Consider the following 21,833-nt stretch of genomic DNA (forward strand, 5'->3'; position numbering starts at 1 on the left):
TTAAGCTGTAATTTTATCAATAAATTTTTAAATGATAAAATAATACTAAAAGGATAATTATGGCAACAGAAACATGGGAAGTTAAGGAAAAATTAAGACCAAGAGGATTGGACGGCATTTCAGACACACAGATAGACTACCATTTTGACGCCCATTATAAAGGATATGTTGCAAAGTTGAATGAAATATGGTCAAAATTACCTTCTGTGGACCTTTCAAAGGCAAACCAGAACTACAGTGACCTTAGGGAGATGAAGCTTGAGGAAACCTTTAACTATGATGGTTCAATGCTACACGAATATTACTTTGAATCACTAACAAAGGATCATGTTGAGATGCCAGCTTCTGTAAAAGAACAGATAGAGAAGGATTTTGGTAGCTATGAGAACTTTGTTGCACTTTTCAAGGCCACAGGAACAGCTTTCAGGGGCTGGGCACATTTAATATTTGATTTAAACTACGGCAAATTAAGGGTTGTTGGTGCAGATATACACAGCGCTGCAGCAATATGGAACGCACTTATGATACTTCCACTGGATGTTTATGAGCATGCATATTACGTGGATTACGGCGCAAAGAGGGCCCCATATCTTGATGCCTTCATGAAGAACGTAAACTGGAAGGTTGTTGAAAAAAGACTTGAAAGGGCAAAAAGAGTTTACGAAGCTTTTAAGAAAGAATAAAAATTTTAATTTTTTTTATGTATAGCAATTTATTTGTCGATAAGGTAAATGAAATAAGGGATAATTATTTTAACAGTATTGAGGAACGTGTTGCAGATTTTAAAAATATGGGAAAATCCAGAAACAGATCGCTTTTTATTGAATTAAGCTTCTGCATACTGACTGCAAATACATCAGCCGAGATGGGCATAAGAACACAGAGGTATATAAATGAGGGGTTTATAGACTATGATTTGGAGACTTTAAGATCAGAACTCAGGAAGATAAAATATAGATTTTACAATAAAAGATCAGAGTATATAGTAAACGCCAGATTCATTATACCGGATTTAAAAAAATTATTAAGGAACAGGGACAGATATTACGTGCGGGAATATCTTGTTGAAAATATCAAGGGTGTTGGATATAAGGAGGCTTCACATTTTCTGAGAAATGTTGGTATTTTTGATTTTGCAATACTTGACAAGCACATAATGAAATTACTGCATAATTTCGGATTTTTCAATGATATAAAGATAAAATCAGGAAAGGATTACAAAAAATATGAGGAAATTTTTAATTCCATTGCATATGATTTTGGAATGGAACCGGGAATTTTTGATCTGTATTTATGGAAGATGGCTACAGGTAAAATTCTTAAATAGGCAGTGATAAAAATTGAGGGTTATAGCAACACACGAATATGTTAAAAATTTTATAAAGCATACAGGGGATAAATTACCCATGGTTATTGGCAAATGCCTTGATGATACCGTTTCAAAGATGGTGTATTTCAAAAACAGGCATATAATAAACAGGGATATAACAATAAAGGCCCTGAGAAGTTATACTGCACTTTTAAAGGATGAACTGCATAAAAACTGCATATCTCTGGAAAATTCTGATTTAAGGTATTATTATGCCATGGGATGGAAATTTATAAACGCATTTAAAAAAAGCGTAATATATGAAAATTCACTGTTAAGGGATAGAACTAGAATAATTATAATAAATGATGAGGCCGGAATATATGCACAGCCAGATTTTGTGGATTACGAAAATAAAACCATATATGAAATGAAAAGCTTTTCACTAAAACCCCTACCTGAATATGTCAGGCTGCAGGCAAGAGTCTTCCAGCTTGCATATCCAGATTTCAAAACTGTGCTTATTGCCTTTCCACGGGATCAGGATTACATAAAGGTGCAGAACATTAAATTAAGGGAGTATAAGGATGTTACAAAAAACAGGCTTTTAAGGGAAATATATAATTTCACAATGCAAAATGGGAGGGATATGGATATGTTCACTGCCATTGGAAACAAGAAATATATTAAATATAAACTTGATTAATTTTTTTGCATGGATTTCAAATCCCTTTCTGAGACATAGTATGCATTAAAACCATGTTTTGACATAATGGAAGCAGCATATGCACTGTTCAGTCCCTTCTTACAGTAAAATACATAATTTTTAAACCTGTCTGCATGTTCAATAAAATTTCTAAGCTCACCGAGGTTTAAATTTATGGCTCCGGGTTCATGCCAGTTTTCATAATCAGATCCTGATCTAAGATCAATGAATTCAACATTATCAAGTTCGCCCCTGAATCTTTTATTTTTTATTGATTTTATATAATCATCTATTGTATTTTTATCAATTTCAACAAGCTCCTGCATATAATCTTTGACATTGAATTTTTTAATTTCATTGTAAAAATCCTTATGGTTAACTATTATTCCCGGATTTTTTGAAAAAAGAGAACAGAATTCTGCTGATGATTGATTCATAAATAAGGATTTTGATTTTGAATAATTAATGGTTTCCTCCTTATCAAAACCTATTAAAGGCCTGTAAACTGGATATTTTATCCCCTCGGATATAAGCATAAGATTCTGTGGGGTTTGAGATGAAACCTGCCCTATTGATTCCCCAGTAACCATACCATTATATCCGTATTTCTCGCATAAATATTCAGCGTATTCATACAATAGTTTTTTAAAAATTATATTTGTATACATTTGATCTGGATGCTCGGATATGGCAGTAACCAGTTTTGACCCATCAATTATGAATATTTTTGCATTATAACCTATTGAATATTTATCCAAAAGATTTTTGGCCGCCATGAGCATCTGAACGGTATCCACTGGATGCGCAAGGCTGCAAAATAATAAGTCTGTGGCAGAACCACGTTTCATAACCATATATGTGGCCACCGGTGAATCTATACCTCCAGAAAAAAGCGATAATAATTTACCCTCAGATTTTAATGGAAGACCCCCTGGACCTTCTATCTTTTCGGTAAATAAATAAAATCTATTATCCCTTATTTCTATGTATATCCTTATATCTGGATGTTCAAGATCGACACCTGCAGAGTATTTATACAGCGCATCCCCAAGAATTTTTTCTATATCCATTGATGTAAAACTGTGTGATCCACTTCTTTTAGCAGACACTGCAAATTTTTTCCCTGAAATCATGCCAGAAAATTTTGAAACTGTAATGCTTACAATTTCCTCAATGGTTCTAAATTTAAATTCCTCGGCATGTGAGAATGATTTTATTCCAAAAATTCTTGGAAGTATGTCGTATAATAATTTAGAATCAGTAAATATATATATTCTTCCGTCACTTTTTTTAAATTCTGGAAATATATTATAACGTTCCAGTTCGGATTTTATATTCTGTATTAATATATTTTCCATCTGTCTTCTGGATTTTTCACCCTTTAACCCTATTTCAGAATATCTTATAATGAACATTTGATTACACATTTTATATTTGTATTTATTAATTATGAATTTTGAACCCATAACAGGTACTGTAGCCAGAAGATATTTGAAACCACTCACAAAAGGTTCATCAAGAATTATGTTACTATAAAATTATTCCAAACAGGATATGATAGAATATTTTATTAATCATGTCAGAAGATTCAAGTTGAATAATATAAATTCACTTTACTTCTATATAGCAAATGTTTATAATTTATACTTATATCTTAACTGCATGGAAAATACACACATACTTGGATTTGGTGGTAGCCTTAGAAGGCAATCCTATAATACATATTTGTTAAAAGCTTGCACGGAGCTAATGCCAGATGGATCTGAACTTGAAATAGCAGATATATCAAATCTCCCATTCTTTAATCAGGACATGGAGAATAATTACCCTGAAAATGTTAAAAATTTTAAAAATAAAATCAAAAATGCAGATGGCATTCTAATAGTAACACCTGAATATAATTACTCTGTTCCGGGCTTTTTGAAAAATGCAATTGATCTTGCATCAAGACCATACGGTGATAATTCTTTTGATGGAAAACCTGTGGCAATAATGAGTGCCTCAATAGGTATGATAGGTGGTGCAAGAGCACAGTACCATCTAAGACAGAGCTGCGTTTTTCTTAACATGATACCGGTAAACAAACCTGAGGTTATGGTACCATTTGCACAGCAGAAATTTGATGAAAACGGAAAATTAAATGATGAAACTGCAATCAAATTTATGCGTGAACTATTGCAAAATCTTGTGGATTTAAGCAGACAGCTAAAAAAGTAATAAGGTTTTATAAAAAACGCCAGTATATAAATAATATTTATAAAATTTTTAAATAATTAATTATTGCTTAAATGTGCCTGAAACAACCCATGGTGGTTCATTAGGGTTTAGTGGTTCCATGGCTTCGGTTCTGCTCTCATTTAATATTTTTTCATTAACCTCTATTCCAAGACCTGGTTTCCCAGATAGCCTGAAAAAACCATTTTCTATGGTGTATCCCGTAAATAAGGATTTTTTCCACTCGGGCCATGATTCCTCAAAACTTTCCTGTATAAGGAAATTTGGAATTGTGTAATCAACATTAAGCGTGGCCGCTGTCTGCACAGGTCCAAAGGCATTATGAAATGCCACAGGAACGCCAAAGGCATCAGCAACAGCAGCTATTTTTTTGCCCTCAAGTATTCCCTTTGAATTTGTTATATCTGGCTGTATGATGTCCACCATGCCAGATGAAATAAATCTGGCAAAATCCTCCTTGTTTAAAAGCCTCTCACCAAGGGCCACCGGCGTGTTTACATATTTTTTAAAATCATAAAGCCCGAATTCAAGTTCCGGATGCACCGGTTCCTCAATGAAAAGTGGATTGTATGGATCCAGCGCCTCCCCTGCCATTATGGCGTATTTTGTTGAAAACCTGCCATGGCATTCTATTAATAAATCTATATCATCACCAAGTTCCTCACGCATCTTTGAAACTATGCTAACTGAATGTTTTAATCCCTCTGTGGATAGTTTATCATAATTATTTCCAAATGGATCAAATTTAAATGCTTTATATCCTTTATTTACCAGTTTTTTGGCCTTTGAGACAAAATCTTCTGGTTCCACACAGTCAGAATACCATCCGTTTGCATAGGCCTTAATTTTATCATTAAAAACGCCACCAAGCATCTTATAAACTGGTGTTCCAAGATCCTTTCCAATAAGATCCCATGAGGCTATTTCAAATGCACTTAATGCTGCTGTTTCCTCTATAGATTTGGATATATAAAAAGCATTTTTGTAATATTCCCTGTTGTTTGCCTCTATATTGTAATAATCCTTATCCTGAAAAATCCTTGAAACCTCCTTCATGCTTTCAAGCACCGGATGTGTCATTAATGTTGTTGGTGCCTCTCCATAGCCGACATTTCCGTTTGACGATGTTAGCCTTAAAATGAGTATGGTTGAGCTCCATGGGGATGATTTTTCTTCGGGAGACCCCAGCTCCAGAATATCTATATTTGTTATTTTTTCCATATTATTAAAATATTTTCATATAATATTAATATTTCTTTATTTTGTCCTGTCAAATTTTCTTAATGTATATTTTCTGTCTGTTTTAAATGGATGGAACTGTCTTCCGTTTCCGAAGTAAAACTTTGAGAAAAATTCAACGTATAAAAGCCTTGCCCCCTGTATGCCTGGTTCAAAAACAGCTATGATTAAATTGAATAACTGTCCAAATATAAGTATTATTAAACCAAGAACCACAAAGTAAATTGGTCCCGAAAGTGTTGACACAAATACAGTGTTTATGACAAGGGCCAATACAACAGATGCCAGGAGTATACCCACAATCCTTGTATATGATAGTATATGACTTATTATGGATGGAATTTCCATGAGGCTCTGAGTCCCCTCAAAGGCAATAATCAGGACAAAGCCCACTGCAAACATTATGTAACCCAATAATGATGAGAAATTTGTAGGCGACAGTGATATCCTGTGTATTAAATTAAGACCAAGTATGGCAAGAGCCCAGGCAAGAAGTATCCAGCCAAACTTTGCAACTGATTCTTTTTTATGATTTATATAAATATTATTAATAATGCCAAGTATAAAACCAAATGTAACCAGTCCAAGACCAATATATCCTGAAATTAAAAGCAATTTTCCTATATAAATAACCGGAATCGGCCTCTGTGCCACATGAAATGGTGGGTAAATTGTGAAGCCAAAGAAGGCGTTAAAGTAAAGTCCAACAGCGATTGCAATTATGGACCCTGGAATAAGTGCCTTGGCCAGATTCATTAATGCGTTTTTACCCATTATCATAAAAACAAAATTCGTTAATTTTTTTGGTATATGGCTAACTGCCGGTGGATGGTTAAGTCTGTGAATTATAAAAAGTGAGAATAATAATATAACAAGGCCGTAACCTGCATCACCAACCATAACACCAAAGAATATTGGAAATATTATGGCAAATATCAATGTTGGGTCTATTTCATATTCCTTTGGTAATGAATAAAACCTGATGAAAAACTCAAATATTTTTAAATGCTTTGGATTTGAAAGCTGTGTTGGTGGGTCCTCCTTTGTTTTTATCTTCTGTATAATTACCTGATTATCTGTATCTTTTTCTATTATATACATGGTTTTATCAAAATCCTTCTGTGCTATCCAGCCCTCAAGTGCAAATACATTTCCTGTGGCTGCTATCTGACCTGAAATCTCTGCCTCCTTGTATTCAACCTCAAGCTGTTCCTCTATCTGGACTATTTTCTCATAATATGTATCTGAAATTTTGTTTAATTCGTTGCTTATAATCTCAAGATTTTTCCTATCCTCCTCAATTTTTTTATTGCAATCATTAATTATCTTGCTTGGTGTGCCATTAAATTCGGGTATGTGTAATATTTGAGATGATAAACCCGATAATGATGGTAAAAATTTATCCTCATATTTTCTATTTATGGTAACAAGATAATAATTACCGGTTCGTATTTTATTCATGTAGTCTGCCGATAATTTTTCAATTTTATCATTTACCTCTATTAAAAAGCTTTCAACGTATGAATTATTCAATGCTGATACATCTATATTAAAATCCTTAATTATGGTGAATATTCTTATAAAATTCTCATTTTCCCTTATATCTCCAAGATATGCATCCTCTTTTGATTTTAGGTCATTTAATTCATCCTTAATGTTTATTTTTGATATTTCTGATATTAAATCATTGTATGAATTAAAATAAACCTTATTTTTAATAGGTTTTTTTGGAAGTATGGATATATATCCCCTGAATTCAGCAAGATAATCTGATATTGTTTTATAATCCTCCTCATTTACCTGCCTGTCAAATATTTTTATTACTGATGGATCAACATTTTCAATTTGCATCACGCCAAGGTCGTGAAGGTCATCTATAATAACATCCTTTTTTTCTAGTGTACCAACCACGCGGATTTTTACCATTTTTTCTGGCCTTAGCATAAAGCTCACTCTTTTATATAATCTACAAGTTTCTTAAATACATAATCCTCTATTTCTTTATTTGAGAGATCTAATTTCATTACTTCTGATTTTGCCTTAACACGATCCGTTGCGTCTGCAAGTTTTTTCTTTTCTTCATCCTTTATTTCCTGCATTGCCTTATTATAATTATTGATTATTTCATTTTCCATATTCTTAGCCCTATCGTTGCATGTATTTTTGATCTCGTTTAGTTCTGCCTCCTTTTCCGATTTTAACTTCTCAATTATTTTTTTATTTTCTTCCTCCTTATCCTTAATAACCTTTAGCTGATCTATTTCTGTCATTTAAATAACACCACCGCCATTATAATTATAAATACCACTGTTGCCATTATATTAATAACGAATAAAGTCTTTTTTATGGTTCTAAATTTTTCTAAATTATTCTTCATTTTCAACCACGTGACTTTTAACAAATTTTAATGTTGAGAATGAATCTCTTTCCCTTTCATCCAGATGTTCCTTTATTATCTTTAAATTTAAGTTTAATCTGGGTATCATTATATTTTCTATGGCATTTGACCTTCTGTTGGTTTTATCTATTTCATACAATAATTTTCTCATTGAACTTTCTTTTTGTGCAATTACAAGCAATTCACTGAAAATTTTTTTAAATGTTAATATTGCATCATAAACAGACACCGGTACAGATGAAACGAGATATTCATTGCTAAGTGTATTTTTGCTTATATTTACATTTAAATCTGGTATTTTTACACCCATAATGTTTTTTGTATTTATTAACACCTCAGGATTTGATGACATGTATGATACCCTTTCAATTTCAAGGGTACCGTCTATAATCTCTGACATTTTAATTTCATTTATCCCAAGTTCAATATCATTTCTTACATTTTCCCTTAATCCCTTTATTTCACTGTTAATCTTCATAAATTCCATGACAAGTGCTGCCCTTTTCATTTTCAAAAGATCAAGTCCTCTGGATGCAACCTTGATCCTTTTTTTGGTATTCATTAATTCTATTCTTGTTAATCTAACATTATTTGCCATTACTATCCCATTTGCCATATTTTGATATATGAGCTGATTTAACCTTTTTCATTTCCTCAACAGGCAGCACTGAAAGAAGGTCCCAGCCCAGGTTTAATGTTTCCTCTATTGACCTGTTTGCATCACCCTGATTAACATATCTATTTTCGAAATCATCGCCAAATTTAAGGTATAATTTATCGGTTTCACTCAGTGCCTCCTCACCGACTATTTCACTCAGTGATCTGGCGTCCTTACCCTTGGCATAGGATGCATATAGCTGGTCTGCCAAACCACGGTGATCCTCCCTTGTATGGTCTGCACCTATACCCTGATTCATCAATCTTGAAAGGGATAAAAGCACATCGACCTCAGGGTAAATATTTTTCCTGTTAAGATCTCTTGATAGTGTTATCTGCCCCTCTGTTATATAACCGGTGAGATCTGGAACAGGATTTGTTATATCATCCCCGGGCATTGTTAATATTGGTATCTGTGTTATTGAGCCCTTCCTGCCTTTTATTTTTCCAGCCCTTTCATATATCGTGCTTAAATCTGTATACATGTATCCTGGATATCCCCTTCTTCCCGGTATTTCATCCCTGGAGGATGAAATTTCCCTCAGTGCCTCACAGTAATTTGTCATATCTGTTAAAATAACAAGGACGTTCATATCCTTCTCATATGCAAGATATTCTGCTGTTGTTAATGCAACCCTTGGCAGAATAATCCTGTCCATTGATGGGTCAGAGGCAAGATTCAGGAATATAACCGAGTCTGATAATGCCCCAGAATTCTGGAACTGCCTCATGAAATAATTGGCCTCCTCACTGGTTATGCCTATTGCTCCAAAGACCACACCAAATTTTTCACTGCCGTTAAGTGTGGTTGCCTGCCTGGCTATCTGCGTTGCCAGCCTGTTATGTGATAGCCCTGCACCTGAAAATATTGGCAGCTTCTGTCCCATGACAAGGGTATTCATGCCGTCTATTGTTGATATACCAGTCTGTATAAATTCACTTGGTTCCTCCCTTGAATATGGATTTATTGCAGCACCTGTTATATCCACCTTTTCCTTGGAATATATTTTTGGCCCGTTATCTATGGGTTCTCCAAAGCCATTAAAAATTCTGCCAAGCATATCATCTGATACTGGAAGCTTAAATGTGCTTCCAGTTAATTTTACACCGGTGCCCTGGGGGCTCATGCTTGTTGTGGAACCATATACCTGAACGACAGCCACACCGTTTCTTGTTTCAAGAACCTGGCCCTTAACCCTCTCACCACTGTCCAGAATAACATCCACTATTTCGTTGTATGATGCATTTTTCACATCGTTTACAAATAGAAGCGGCCCATTAATCTGGCTAATTGATTTATAAATAATTTCAGACATTTTGAACACCCTCTATGATTGTGCCGTATTCATCGGCTATTTCCTTAATTATATCATTATAAAATTTCTCGAAATCCTCCTCCTTTACTTCCTTCATTCTTGATATTTTTGCCCTGACTGGCAGTGCTGAGGTCTGGGATACCTTTCTGCCTGAATCTATTGCCTTTTCCTGATAATCATTTAATGTTTTAATAATCATTAACATTTCGTACTGTTTTTTAATTGAACAGTAGGTATCAATGTCATCAAATGCATTCTGCTGCAGGAAATCCTCTCTTATTACCCGGGCAATATCAAGTATATTTTTCTGCTTTTCTGGAAGAGAATCATAACCAACAAGCTGTACTATCTCCTGAAGCTCTGCCTCCTTCTGAAGTGTGCTCATCATTAATGAATGAACGTCCATCCATTTTGGATCAACATTGTTCTTAAACCATCCTGATAATGAATCGAGATACAATGAGTAACTGTTGAGCCAGTTGATTGATGGGAAGTGCCTCCTTGATGCAAGTGATGCATCCAGTGCCCAGAATACCCTTGTTACCCTTAATGTGTTCTGGACCACAGGATCAGAAAGATCACCGCCTGGAGGTGATACCGCACCTATTAATGTAACAGATCCGACCCTGTCATCTTCAGGTATTATCTGGGCATTTCCAGATCTCTCATAAAATTCAGATATCCTTCTGCCAAGATATGCCGGATAGCCCTCCTCACCAGGCATCTCCTCCAGCCTTCCGGATATTTCCCTTAAAGCCTCAGCCCAGCGGCTTGTTGAATCTGCCATTAATGCGACATCATATCCCATATCACGGTAATATTCCGCAATGGTAACACCGGTGTATATGCTTGCCTCTCTTGCTGCTACCGGCATATTTGATGTATTTGCAATTAATATTGTTTTTTCCATAAGTGGCTTTCCACTCTTTGGGTCCTGAAGTTCCGGGAACGTTGTTAAAATTTCTGTCATTTCATTGCCACGCTCACCACAGCCAACGTAAACAGTTATATCTGCGTCAGACCATTTTGATAGCTGATGCTGAATTACAGTTTTTCCAGACCCAAAAGGCCCCGGGACGGCAACGGTTCCACCCTTTGCAACAGGAAAGAATGAATCTATTACTCTCTGACCTGTAATTAATGGTATTTCAGGTGCGAATTTTAAAAATACCCTTCTGGCCTTCCTTACGGGCCATATCTGTTTAAGCTTAATTTCATAGTCGTTTTTTTCATTTTCTATTATGCATACTGTATCAGAAACCTTAAACTTGCCCTCCTTAATTTCCTTTATTATGCCCTTAACACCCTCAGGCACCATTATCTTATGAACTATCAGTTCTGTTTCCTGAACCTCTCCTATAATATAACCCTGGTTAACCTCATCACCCTCCTTTAAAATAGGTTTGAAATCCCATTCCTTATTTTCATCAAGTGGTGGTGCTGAGGCTCCCCTCACAATAAAATCCCCTGTTTCCGATTTAATTACATCCAGTGGCCTTTGAATACCATCATAAATTGATTTAAGGAGCCCTGGACCGAGCTCAACTGAAAGGGGCTTTCCAGTGGAATATACAGGCTCACCGGGTTTTAACCCGCTTGTATCCTCATATACCTGTATTGTTGATTTATTATCCACAATTTTGATTATTTCACCCACAAGTCCGAGGTTGCCAACCCGGACAACATCAAACATCTTTCCATTAACATCTGTTGCAACAACAACCGGACCAGAAACACTATAAATTATACCTTTATTCTCCATTTAATCACCTATATCTATTCCCAGTATTCTTTTGGCAAGTTCATATACCGATTCCTCTTCTGTTACGCCTGGAACAGGGATAAATACCACAAGAGGATTTATTGAGGTATTATACAGATTTAATTCATCCTCCTTTAAATACTTTTGAATTGACTGTGAGGCAAGAATAACATTATACTTTCCTGACGAAAATATCTCCCTCAGTTTAAGGGCTGCCTCATTAATATCAACTATGAATGTATCATTAATTCCTATGAGCTTAAAGCCCATCGCAACCTCTCTTTCTCCAATTACACAGATATTATCCATTTACATCAGCATCCTTTCTATTAGCTTCCTGTCAAGGTTGTATGATTTCCCGATCAGTATTGTCCTTAAATTATCTCTCTCCCTTTCTGCTGTTAGTATATATCCAAGTATAAATGGGGCTCCAGTGGTTCTCATCATTAATGGAAGATATTTTTCAAGAAGTGCCTTTCTCATTGATATTTCAAACATTGACAGGCTTCCATATTTTTGGTAATATTCTATGGCATCCTCAAGGTCATAGTCCTTAAAGACTTTAAGTACATCAACGGTGTTATTTGACCTGAAAAGATCTGATAATATATTTTTTGTTAAGTTTCCATTGTCTATTAAGTACCTTTCAATGCTGTCATATGATACCTTTAACTCTATGCCTTTAATAACAGTTAAAATATTTTTTATATCTATATACTCCTTTGTATAATTTATTAATATTCCCTCATCACCGTTAAAAAATTTTGCCTGATCTGCCAGTTCATTATAATAATGAGAATCAAGGGAGGAAAGCAGCGGATAAATATCTCCGGTTTTTTTGAACTCGTCTATATACTGCAGCAGATAATTATACCCATATGAAACTAGGTAATTTACAAGGGATTCCACATCAGGCCTGGAGAGCATTGACCTAAAATCCTCATAACTTAAGTTACCGGCAAAAATACCAAGTGGAATATCCCTGAAACTTATGATAAAACTATCGTTATATTTAATTTCATGCTTTATTATCTTTGATATTAAAATCGCCTTGATAGATTCAATGTCCCATTTTGATATATATGTTTTTATATAATTCTTAATTTCAGGAGGCACTGCAAATATTGCAATTCTGGAATTATTTATTATATGCCTGTTTATGGCAGCTATTAGAATATCAAGCTCTGATGAATTTATTACTGATGATTTATCAATATCATCCTTATAGGATGTTTCATAAAGCCGCAATTTAATATCTTTTATTTCAAGGTCAAGAAGTGATTTTATAAATTCATTGCCTAGGAAATCATTATAATGAACCTTTAGCCTTCCAAAACTTCCAGAATATGCAGTGTTCATTTATCACACCTATTTTACATTTTCATAGAAGTAAGCAAGTATGTCATCAGAAATTTCTTTAAATATTGTATTTAAGGTTAAATCCAGCATTTTTAGGCGGTCTGGAGAATATGCTATGATTCCCGATTTTATTCCTGAATTTGCCTCTACATTTTTTGGATTTACCTTATTCATGGCCTTAATTTTTTCCATATCAGATTCTGAGCATTCAACAATAATGTCCTTACCGAGCTTCTTAATTGATGTATCAACCATAATTTCTAGCAATTCCGGATATCTTGAGGATTTATTTAGTGAGGTTATATATGATTTGGCCTTATCAAGTGCTGAATTAATTATTTCCTTTTTCTTATTATCTATTATCTGCTTGATCTGAATTTTAATCTGGTCCTCATACTGCTTTATGATTAATTTTGAATCATCTTTTTGTTTTAGCGCATAATATTCCTGCAGTTCCTTTATTTTTTTATTGCATGCTTCCCTTACGTTCTTAATTTGCTCTTCATAGTACTGATTGATTTTTTGAATTTCATCCTCCCGGGACCTGTCTATTTCATTTAATATGCTTTCAAGGGACATAGAGCATCATATTACATGCAGAAGCAGTATTATACCGAGCACAAAACCTATAATCCAGAGGGTTTCCGGAATAACAAAGAAGAACAGAACCTGACCAAACTTTTCTGGCTTTTCTGCTATTATACCCATACCGGCCGCACCAATACCCTGCTGAGCCATACCAGTACCGATAAGACCCCCTGCTATTGCTATTGACGCAGCTATTGCTAACAAAGCATCTACAGTTGTAACCATAAATATCCAAGTGAATATTAAAATGCTTTATATAAAATTATTTATTTTTGCGAATTTATATAGGCTTTTCGATAACTTTTGCCTTGCTGCTGTTTATTTTGCTTTTACCGCTGTCATCGTCTATAATTATTGTGATTTCCTCACTGTTACTTTTTAGTATATTATTTATGCGTTCCTCAAGAACTTTAGTTTCCTTATTATTGCCCATTAATGATAATTTTTCCTTAATACTTGTTATTATTCCCTCGGCTGTTGTAATATAACCATTGGATGCTATTCCCGGGGATATTTCTGCATCTATTTCTGGTATTTTTATATATGCATCAGGGGACCTGTATATTATTGTTTTAAGATCATTCTTGCCGGTTATCCTTAATAGCATGACCTTGGGTTTTTCCCTTTCATGCCTCTGTATTGATACGTTTTTATAATAGCATGTTTTGCATGTATATGTTTTTATTGTAATTTTACCCTCATAAGGAATTTCGGTATCATATTCTATGTAATACAGATAACTGTTACAGTTTGGGCATTGCTTATCTGTTAATGTTTCATTCATATTTACACCTCAAACCATGATAATAAAGGTTCTAATAATATAAACTTTGCCTTTTTTAATGATTCAATATTGGGCGATGATGTAAGAAACATTGTTATTTTTATGTCCCTGATTATATTATTTATATGATTTTTCAATTCATCATATGATGTATCTGCGTCCTTCAGGAAATTTCTGGCCATGCCAGCCATTGTGGCGCCCATAATTATTGATTTTGCTATATCCTGTCCGTTTCTGAGGCCACCACTACCGATAATTGGTAAACCCACATTACAGTATTTAATTGATGCTGGCGATGGTATGCCCCAGTTCCAGAATGTTTTTCCAGAGTGCATTTTTTCCTCGTCCTTTATTTTTAATGCGCGGTAATATTCTATTGCCGCGAATGAGGTCCCACCAAGACCCCCAACATCAATGGCCTTAACACCTGCATCCTTCAGGGCCAGTGCATCCTCATGGGAAAATCCATTTCCGGTCTCCTTGGCAATAACAGGATAAGACCCTGCAAGCTCCTTAATTCTATTGATAACGCCTCTTGCGTTTCTATCTCCCTCGGGCTGAACCATTTCCTGTAGAAAATTAAAATGAACAATCAAATAGCTTGCGTTTATTAAGTTAAAAATATAGTCTATATCCCTTGATGTAAGCGCCCTTGATGATTGGTCTATTAACTGTGGTGCACCAATATTTGCAAACTTTGCGGGTATTTTATAATCATTTATTACAGAAAATGTATCCTCCAGATTTCTATTCTCTATAACAGCCCGCATGCTACCTACGCCCATGCCAATATTAAATTCCTCTGCGGCCCTTGCAAGGTTCCCGTTTATTTTTTTTGCCTTTTCAGTACCGCCTGTCATGGAAGATATTATAAATGGATATGCAAAATCCGAGTTTAAAAACCTTACCCTGGTATCTATTTCATCATAATTTATTTCCGGCAATGCCCTGTGTATTATTCTTATATCATCCCAGTAATTATGCTCGGAAGTTACATTTTCGTTTTCTGCTATGTTTATGTGTTCCTCCTTTCTATTTTCAATCAATTATACCACCGTTCCATAAAAATTATCTTTTCCTATATCTTTTATTCTCTCTGGATATAATCCATTTATTAAATAAACTTTTATGCCAAGTTTTGAAATTTTAACCATTGAATTGTACTTATTAATAATTCCACCAGTAACATCTATTGAATCATTTTCAAAATTAAAATCTTTATTCACTGTTTTTAGCAGTTTTGCATCCTTATGTATTTTTGGATTTTTATCAAATATACCATCAACATCACTAAAAAATATAACCTTTTCCGGCATGAATATTCTTGATAGATCATAAATTATATCATCTCCAGAATATATGCCAATGTAATTTCTATTTTTTATGTAAACATCTCCATAACTCACAGGCATAATATTATTTTTTACATAATACCTAAAGATGTCATAATTCTTTTTTTTGCCATAAATATATGTTGATGGTGGCACCGGTATATTTCCCATGCCGTACTCTGAAAGAATTTTTGAAACCCTCATATTGAGATCTGACATATCATAATGTATAAGGCTCATGTAATATAATGACCTTTTATTAAGCCTGCCCGGTATGTTATATTCCTTGGCCATTATGTGGCCAAAAGATCCGCCTCCATGTATAATAATAAATTTATCTTTAATTTTCGATATTTCAGCAATAATTTTTCTTGTCCTATCCTCCTCAAATTTTCTGTATGTTTTTTTGTCTGTAATTATACTGCCACCAAGCTTTAATATTATCATACAAGCTAAATTGATAATAATTTATTAAACATTATTAAATTGTTTATTATAATTGAATTTTAAAAATTTTAAACTATTACAGGTGTGAATGAACTTATGAGCTTTCTTTCTGCTGCCTTTTTATAGTACATTTCAAGTGCCTTCTTTCCTCTCTCACCAAAGTCTATGGATAGTTCGTTCACATACATTTTAATAAATTTTCTTTCCAGCTCAAAGTCATTATATCGGGAATATTTCATGGCGTATTTAACAGCATCATCCTCATGATCAAATGCATATTTTATTGAATTTTCGAAGTCTTCTCTATATTTTAGTTTATCCTCCAAAGATAGTGATTTTCTAATAGCATTAAATCCCAGGGGCACAGGAAGATCACCGGCATATGCCCTCCACTGATCATAAAGATCAAGAATTTTAATTAAACCCTTGTCCTGGAATTTAAGCTGTTCATCATGTATCAGTATCCCGGCATCTATTGTACCTTTTAATATTTCATTGGTAATCTGGTCAAATCTTATTTCCTTATATTCCCTAGAATCGTTGAACATTCTGTACAGCATAAATGAAGAAGTATATGTTCCGGGCTGGCCTATTACTGCATTCTTTAGATCTATTTGCTTCTTTGCAACCACTATTGGACCATAGTTTATTCCAAAGCTTGCACCAGAGGCGGTAAGATCGTATTTATCTGATACCCTTATATATCCATTTGCGGATATTGCTGTAACATCATAAAGATTGTTAATAGCCTCCTTGTTTAATGTCTCTATGTCCTTAACAACCTGCCTGTATTCAAATGATGTCTTTATTTTATGTTCAAACATTGCATAAAACATAAAAGCATCATCGGGATCTGGAGTATGCGCAATTATCATTTCCATGTATTGTTATTGTATCATTCTTAAAAAAACTATTTATTGATTTATTAATAAATATTTAATAGCAATAAACTATTTATAAAAAATAATAATGTTAATCTCATGCTTTCATTTAATAAGCTTGAATCTATAGAAAAAAAGGTTGATAACGGTGAGGACCCCGATATTAATGATATAATATATATGTATGATGAGGCTGATCTAAGGGATCTCGGAAAAATTGCAAGGAAAATAACCGATAAAATTTCTGGAAACAGGGTTTCTTTTGTTTCAAATTTAATATTAAATTATACAAATATATGCAATGTAAGATGTAAATTCTGTGCATTTTACAGAACAGATTCGGATAATGATAAATACACTTTATCAGAGGATGAGGTAATTAATGAAATAGGAAAATACAGGCCATATGGAATAAGGCAGCTGCTTATTCAGGGCGGTGTTAACCCGCATTTAAATCTTGATTATTATACATCATTATTTTCAAGAATAAAAAGGGAATTCCCGGAAATCGGCATACATGGACTTTCAACATCGGAACTTCATTTTATATCAATTAAATCCCATATTAGTGTAAGGGATCTGTTAATAAAATTGAGAGATAGTGGACTTGAAACAATACCCGGGGCAGGAGCAGAAATACTTGATGATAATGTCAGGGTCAGAATGGGAAGGCCCAAAAATAGTGGAAAGGAATGGCTTGAAATTATGGAGGAGGCGCATAAACTGGGGATAAAAACCTCTGCCACCATGATGTTTGGGCATATTGAAACGTCTGAGGATAAGGCAAATCATTTATTATCAATACTTAATTTACAAAAGAAATATCATGGCTTTTTATCATTTACACCATGGAATTTTGAGCCGGTAAACACAGAGCTTGGAAACCAAATAAAATACAGGTCAGGTGGTGCTGATGTTCTCAGGAATATAGCAATATCAAGGATAGTATTTAACAATTATCTGCCTGTTATTCAAAGTTCCTGGTTAACAAATGGGATAAACATGGCGCAGATGGCAATATTATTTGGTGCCAATGACTGGGGAGGAACCATATACGATGAAAAGGTGATACCTGCTACAGGAAAAAATGTTGGAAATTTAAGAAGTGAGATGATAATAAATTCAATTAAACAGCTTGGTATGGTTCCAGTGGAACGTGATAATCTTTACAGAACAGTAAAAATTTATTGATTTATATATTCATTTTTTAAAATAATGTTTTTTAAAAAATTTACCGTTTCATTAACCTCAAAGTTATAATCATATTTTATTGTGTTATAATAGAATTTTAAAATCTCTTTTTTAACCTTTGTCTGGTTTTTTATTATTGATTTTTCCACATAATTTTTTGATTCAGCAATTGCATTATCAATGATTTTATGGTCAAAGTCCCTTTTTGAGGCTGTTACTGCATATACCGGCATTAAATTGAAAAGCCTTGAAAACTCATAACCTATATCAAAAATTATATTATAATTTGATTTATATGCAAGGAGTGCGTCATCACCAATTACCAGTGCATAATCATTATTATTCAAAAGATGTTGGGCATCAGTATATTTTGATTTAATAAGTTCATATTTTATTCCCATTTTATTTAAAATTAGGCTTAGATAAAATGACGTTGTTGCCGTTAAGGATGTAACAGCTATTTCAATATTATTTTCTATGTGTTTATTTCTGGATATTAAAAGTGTTGACATTGTATTTGATAATGTGTGTATGTTTGCGGTCTCGATTAATTTTAGATCAGAATTTAAAAATTGAACCAGTGATACCATGCCGGCATCAAGTTCGTCTTTTTCTATCATCCCTAAAATATTAAACGCAGTATCCCTTTTAATTTCAATCTTATTATTAAGTGCATAAAATAAAGGGTCTGAGTGAATTAAATTTATTATTCCATACATTTCAGTAGTACTCCTTTAAGTTATAAAATGTATCCCTAAGAGCCGGAATCCTGCCTATTTCATTAATAAGATGGTTTAATTCTTCAATGGATGTTGATGTTTTCCTGTTTGTGGCACCGAAGACCTTTTCACTAAATGCGGTGCCCACCAGATCACTTCCACCAGACAAAAGTGCAATTTGTGCCATTTCCTTTCCAAGGGCCACCCAGTAAACGCTTATATTCCGTATCGACTTGCCAAGAATTGCACGTGCAAGTGCATAAACCTTAATATCCTTATCGCCAGAAGATGGATACCTAACCTTCCCCATTTTGTATAATGGTGTGTTTTCAATGCTAAATTTCAATGGTATAAATGATAGAAATCCGGGTGTGTCAATCTGATTATCTCTTAACCTTATCATATGATCTATAATATCATCAAAATTTTCAAGATGCCCGTATGTCATTGTGGAATTTCCGTAAATTCCAAGGCTGTGTATTAATTTTGCATCCTCCAGCCATTTCTCACCGGATATCTTTTCAGGTGTGGTTATTAATTTTCTGACATTTTCGTTAAAAATTTCCGCCCCACCGCCTGTATGCGCATCCATTCCAGCCTCCTTTAACCTTTGAATAAGGTCCTTAATTGATACACCATGGGTTCTTGATATAAAATCAATTTCCGGAATGGTAAATGCCTTTAGGGTAACATCAGGAAGGTATTTTTTAACCTCCTTAAAAAGCGATTCGTAATATTCTATTGATAAATCTGGATTAAATCCTCCAACTATATGTATTTCTGTAACGTTAAGAGCCTTTGCCTTTTCTATATCTTTTTTAATATCGTCAAGAGAGAGCTCATATCCCTTTTTATTTGGTTTATTAATTTCATATTTTTTAATCTTATATGGTGTATAAAATGCGCATATTGGGCATGATGCAGTACAATAATTTGTATAGTTTATATTATACGATACTGCATATGATACAGTATCACCTGTATCAAATGATCTCAATGAATCTCCAATTTTCATCAGGGAATATATATCAAGATTTAAAAGTTCAGAGGCTTCTTTTTTATTTAACTCATTGTTTTTAATATAATCTATCCAGTATTCTTCCTCATATTTCATCATATAAAATTGTATATCTAAAAGAAATAAATACTTAACTATTAAATTATTCATTTGTTATGTTTATTACAAATACTTTAAAAATAATTTAAATGGAATAAAAAGAAATAAAAGTTTTAATTGCCTAGAATTATAATTTATTGCCTAAAAATGATTAACATTGTAAAAATTTTTTATTTTTATAAGTTATACTATTAATGATTTGGACATTTTTTTAAAGATATTTGTTATTTTTTGTAACTATTTTCTATGAGTATTTTTATTCTAAATTTATTATACAATACTTAATATATTGCTTAAGATCTTTTTTAGTGTGTTATTTGTTGAATTTAAAAAAATATTATATATTCAATATCTTGATTTACCAGCAAGGGTTACAATTGCACACCAACCATTTTGCCTTCAAGCATAAAAAAATTAACCTCCAGAAGATTAAATTCATTTAATATCTTGATAGGCACCTCATAATGTTTGAAAAATTAGGTTATGGTTTTTGTTAACCATGTTAACAAACACCTTTAGAGGTTATCATATCTTTGATGCTTAAACTTCCTGGTTACAAGCCAGTACCCTCGAGTCTGCGAAATGATTCAGGTATTGCTTTTTTATTATATGATACATGTAACTCTGTATGTATTAATATACCGTTTAATGATCTAAAGATTGCCCTTTTGATTCTACTGCCTAAATACACTTCATGCTTTTCCATAGTTTAATTATCAATAAATGAGCCTTTGGATGTATGTAATTCATCGTGGATAATTACATTTATTTTGTATTCCTATTATAGATTTGATCTTTGAGGTAATTGGCTTGCCCTGGCTCATAGTTTCTCATGGAATTCAATGAACAATAATTGCATGAACCGTCCAGATTATACCTTTTATGAACTATCAATAAACAGAATATTTATTAATGTCTCTAGATTATAAAACCATTGATATTGGGAGAAGATTATGGCTAAAAAAATTAGGGATTATAAGTCATGGGTTACATCACACACTGAATGTCCCAATTGCCATTACAGATTCAATTTTAGGCATTCCAAATGGGGTTCAGTAAGTGCGGTAAGGGTTGGATCAAATTGGGTGTTCATCTGTCCAAATTGCAAGACTAAACAGAGTTTTCTCTTAAAAAAGGGTGAGGAGGAAGGTTTGCCGCTGATTATTGACATGCCTCTTTCCTCATTCCTCTCAGAGGCATTTGCGGGTTTGGTTGCGTTGGTTATTGTAACAATTGTGCTTTATTATGTGGCCTCTAAAAACATAAGTTCTGATGTGTTCATCTACGGTTTCGCAATTTCACTCATAGCTTATATAGTTTATATGATCTGGCTGGGATTTATTTCCAGATCTTCTGGAAGAACCTACATAATGGACCAGCATCATTGATAAATACCGTTCATTTGACTAATTTACATTATATAATCGGGTTGGTAAGTTATCTAATGAGGATTTTTTTAAAAATATGGTTAAATTTTGTTTTTCATTTATAGTTAATCTTTCATGCGCAGAAGTTTTTGAATTAAACGGATATTTATTTTATATTTTTAAGTAAAAACTTAAGAATGGACCGATCGGGATTTGAACCCGAGCCCTCCTGCTTGCAAAGCAGGCGATCTACCGCTGATCTATCGGCCCAGTTATAATTATAATACACTGGATTTTAATAAAATTATTAAATCTTTCGTCTTCCATGCATTCTCTATTTATTATAATGTTATATGAAGGGGGAGGGGGGTGCATTTCCGATGGAACTAAAAAAAGGTATATGATACCATTAGATATAAAAATAAAA

At 33.6% G+C, this 21,833-nt stretch carries 23 protein-coding genes and 1 tRNA gene; 6 read left to right on the forward strand and 18 right to left on the reverse strand.

Features of this window, described 5'->3' with window-relative positions; genetic code table 11:
• The first annotated feature begins 59 nt into the window (after nucleotides 1-59).
• Genes AOG55_RS02645 through AOG55_RS02655 form a run of 3 tightly spaced genes read left to right on the forward strand, consistent with a single transcriptional unit; the run spans nucleotide 60 to nucleotide 2,015 of the window.
• Entirely contained in the window at nucleotides 60-683 is a 624-nt protein-coding gene (locus AOG55_RS02645; RefSeq protein ID WP_048102040.1) for a superoxide dismutase, read from the forward strand.
• Nucleotides 684-700: 17 nt separating this feature from the next.
• Nucleotides 701-1,327 (forward strand): N-glycosylase/DNA lyase, encoded by a 627-nt coding sequence (locus AOG55_RS02650; protein ID WP_048102041.1) that lies wholly within the window; start codon nucleotides 701-703, stop codon nucleotides 1,325-1,327.
• Between the two features lie 13 nt (nucleotides 1,328-1,340).
• The gene (locus tag AOG55_RS02655) at nucleotides 1,341-2,015 is read left to right on the forward strand and encodes a hypothetical protein (protein WP_048102042.1); all 675 of its coding nucleotides are present in this window, start codon (nucleotides 1,341-1,343) and stop codon (nucleotides 2,013-2,015) included.
• On the opposite strand, the gene AOG55_RS02660 is transcribed toward AOG55_RS02655, so the two are convergent.
• Nucleotides 2,012-3,430: a tRNA sulfurtransferase gene (locus tag AOG55_RS02660; RefSeq protein WP_052656819.1), complete on the reverse strand. Its 1,419-nt coding sequence runs from the start codon at nucleotides 3,428-3,430 to the stop codon at nucleotides 2,012-2,014. The genes AOG55_RS02655 and AOG55_RS02660 overlap by 4 nt on opposite strands.
• A gap of 247 nt (nucleotides 3,431-3,677) precedes the next feature.
• Between AOG55_RS02660 and AOG55_RS02665 the strand changes: the two genes are divergently transcribed.
• On the forward strand, nucleotides 3,678-4,232 hold the full coding sequence (locus AOG55_RS02665; protein WP_048102183.1) for an NADPH-dependent FMN reductase: 555 nt from the start codon (nucleotides 3,678-3,680) through the stop codon (nucleotides 4,230-4,232).
• Between the two features lie 60 nt (nucleotides 4,233-4,292).
• On the opposite strand, the gene AOG55_RS02670 is transcribed toward AOG55_RS02665, so the two are convergent.
• The 14 genes from AOG55_RS02670 to AOG55_RS02735 form a co-directional block, all read right to left on the reverse strand.
• Nucleotides 4,293-5,471, reverse strand: coding sequence for a mandelate racemase/muconate lactonizing enzyme family protein (locus tag AOG55_RS02670; protein WP_048102043.1), 1,179 nt, complete (start codon nucleotides 5,469-5,471; stop codon nucleotides 4,293-4,295).
• Between the two features lie 36 nt (nucleotides 5,472-5,507).
• A complete protein-coding gene (locus tag AOG55_RS02675; RefSeq protein WP_048102044.1) occupies nucleotides 5,508-7,433 on the reverse strand; it encodes a V-type ATP synthase subunit I in 1,926 nt (641 codons plus the stop codon).
• A 5-nt stretch (nucleotides 7,434-7,438) separates the two neighbouring features.
• Nucleotides 7,439-7,759, reverse strand: a complete 321-nt coding sequence (locus tag AOG55_RS02680; protein WP_055040855.1) for a hypothetical protein — start codon at nucleotides 7,757-7,759, stop codon at nucleotides 7,439-7,441.
• A 96-nt stretch (nucleotides 7,760-7,855) separates the two neighbouring features.
• A complete protein-coding gene (locus AOG55_RS02685) occupies nucleotides 7,856-8,503 on the reverse strand; it encodes a V-type ATP synthase subunit D (protein WP_048102046.1) in 648 nt (215 codons plus the stop codon).
• Nucleotides 8,475-9,860 carry a V-type ATP synthase subunit B gene (locus AOG55_RS02690; protein ID WP_054964146.1) on the reverse strand — a complete coding sequence of 462 codons (1,386 nt, stop codon included), beginning with the start codon at nucleotides 9,858-9,860 and terminating at the stop codon, nucleotides 8,475-8,477. Before AOG55_RS02690 ends, AOG55_RS02685 begins: the two co-directional genes overlap by 29 nt.
• Nucleotides 9,853-11,622: a V-type ATP synthase subunit A gene (locus tag AOG55_RS02695; RefSeq protein WP_055040856.1), complete on the reverse strand. Its 1,770-nt coding sequence runs from the start codon at nucleotides 11,620-11,622 to the stop codon at nucleotides 9,853-9,855. Before AOG55_RS02695 ends, AOG55_RS02690 begins: the two co-directional genes overlap by 8 nt.
• Entirely contained in the window at nucleotides 11,623-11,931 is a 309-nt protein-coding gene (locus AOG55_RS02700) for a V-type ATP synthase subunit F (protein WP_048102049.1), read from the reverse strand. It abuts the gene before it with no gap.
• Nucleotides 11,932-12,981, reverse strand: a complete 1,050-nt coding sequence (locus AOG55_RS02705; protein WP_048102050.1) for a V-type ATPase subunit — start codon at nucleotides 12,979-12,981, stop codon at nucleotides 11,932-11,934.
• A gap of 9 nt (nucleotides 12,982-12,990) precedes the next feature.
• Nucleotides 12,991-13,560, reverse strand: a complete 570-nt coding sequence (locus tag AOG55_RS02710; protein ID WP_048102051.1) for a hypothetical protein — start codon at nucleotides 13,558-13,560, stop codon at nucleotides 12,991-12,993.
• A 6-nt stretch (nucleotides 13,561-13,566) separates the two neighbouring features.
• A complete protein-coding gene (locus tag AOG55_RS02715; protein WP_048102052.1) occupies nucleotides 13,567-13,794 on the reverse strand; it encodes an ATPase in 228 nt (75 codons plus the stop codon).
• A 55-nt stretch (nucleotides 13,795-13,849) separates the two neighbouring features.
• Nucleotides 13,850-14,353: a ZPR1 zinc finger domain-containing protein gene (locus AOG55_RS02720; RefSeq protein WP_048102053.1), complete on the reverse strand. Its 504-nt coding sequence runs from the start codon at nucleotides 14,351-14,353 to the stop codon at nucleotides 13,850-13,852.
• Nucleotides 14,354-14,355: 2 nt separating this feature from the next.
• Nucleotides 14,356-15,399 (reverse strand): type 2 isopentenyl-diphosphate Delta-isomerase, encoded by a 1,044-nt coding sequence (gene fni / locus AOG55_RS02725; RefSeq protein ID WP_048102054.1) that lies wholly within the window; start codon nucleotides 15,397-15,399, stop codon nucleotides 14,356-14,358.
• The gene (locus tag AOG55_RS02730; RefSeq protein ID WP_048102055.1) at nucleotides 15,400-16,131 is read right to left on the reverse strand and encodes an isopentenyl phosphate kinase; all 732 of its coding nucleotides are present in this window, start codon (nucleotides 16,129-16,131) and stop codon (nucleotides 15,400-15,402) included. It abuts the gene before it with no gap.
• 68 nt (nucleotides 16,132-16,199) lie between these two features.
• The gene (locus tag AOG55_RS02735; RefSeq protein WP_055040857.1) at nucleotides 16,200-17,012 is read right to left on the reverse strand and encodes an MqnA/MqnD/SBP family protein; all 813 of its coding nucleotides are present in this window, start codon (nucleotides 17,010-17,012) and stop codon (nucleotides 16,200-16,202) included.
• Nucleotides 17,013-17,111: 99 nt separating this feature from the next.
• On the opposite strand from AOG55_RS02735, the gene mqnC reads away from it, so the two are divergent.
• Nucleotides 17,112-18,203 (forward strand): cyclic dehypoxanthinyl futalosine synthase, encoded by a 1,092-nt coding sequence (mqnC, locus tag AOG55_RS02740; protein WP_055040858.1) that lies wholly within the window; start codon nucleotides 17,112-17,114, stop codon nucleotides 18,201-18,203.
• Here mqnC and AOG55_RS02745 read toward each other — a convergent pair.
• Together AOG55_RS02745 and AOG55_RS02750 are read right to left on the reverse strand one after the other, a co-directional pair.
• On the reverse strand, nucleotides 18,197-18,922 hold the full coding sequence (locus tag AOG55_RS02745; protein WP_055040859.1) for an MqnA/MqnD/SBP family protein: 726 nt from the start codon (nucleotides 18,920-18,922) through the stop codon (nucleotides 18,197-18,199). The genes mqnC and AOG55_RS02745 overlap by 7 nt on opposite strands.
• Before the next feature lies 1 nt (nucleotide 18,923).
• Nucleotides 18,924-20,039 (reverse strand): radical SAM protein, encoded by a 1,116-nt coding sequence (locus AOG55_RS02750; RefSeq protein ID WP_048102184.1) that lies wholly within the window; start codon nucleotides 20,037-20,039, stop codon nucleotides 18,924-18,926.
• A gap of 1,151 nt (nucleotides 20,040-21,190) precedes the next feature.
• Between AOG55_RS02750 and AOG55_RS09275 the strand changes: the two genes are divergently transcribed.
• Nucleotides 21,191-21,427 (forward strand): hypothetical protein, encoded by a 237-nt coding sequence (locus AOG55_RS09275; RefSeq protein WP_156318729.1) that lies wholly within the window; start codon nucleotides 21,191-21,193, stop codon nucleotides 21,425-21,427.
• Between the two features lie 177 nt (nucleotides 21,428-21,604).
• Here AOG55_RS09275 and AOG55_RS02760 read toward each other — a convergent pair.
• Nucleotides 21,605-21,676 (reverse strand) — tRNA-Ala (locus AOG55_RS02760).
• Nucleotides 21,677-21,833: the final 157 nt, after the last annotated feature.

Source organism: Acidiplasma cupricumulans, assembly GCF_001402935.1.
GTDB lineage: Archaea > Thermoplasmatota > Thermoplasmata > Thermoplasmatales > Thermoplasmataceae > Acidiplasma > Acidiplasma aeolicum.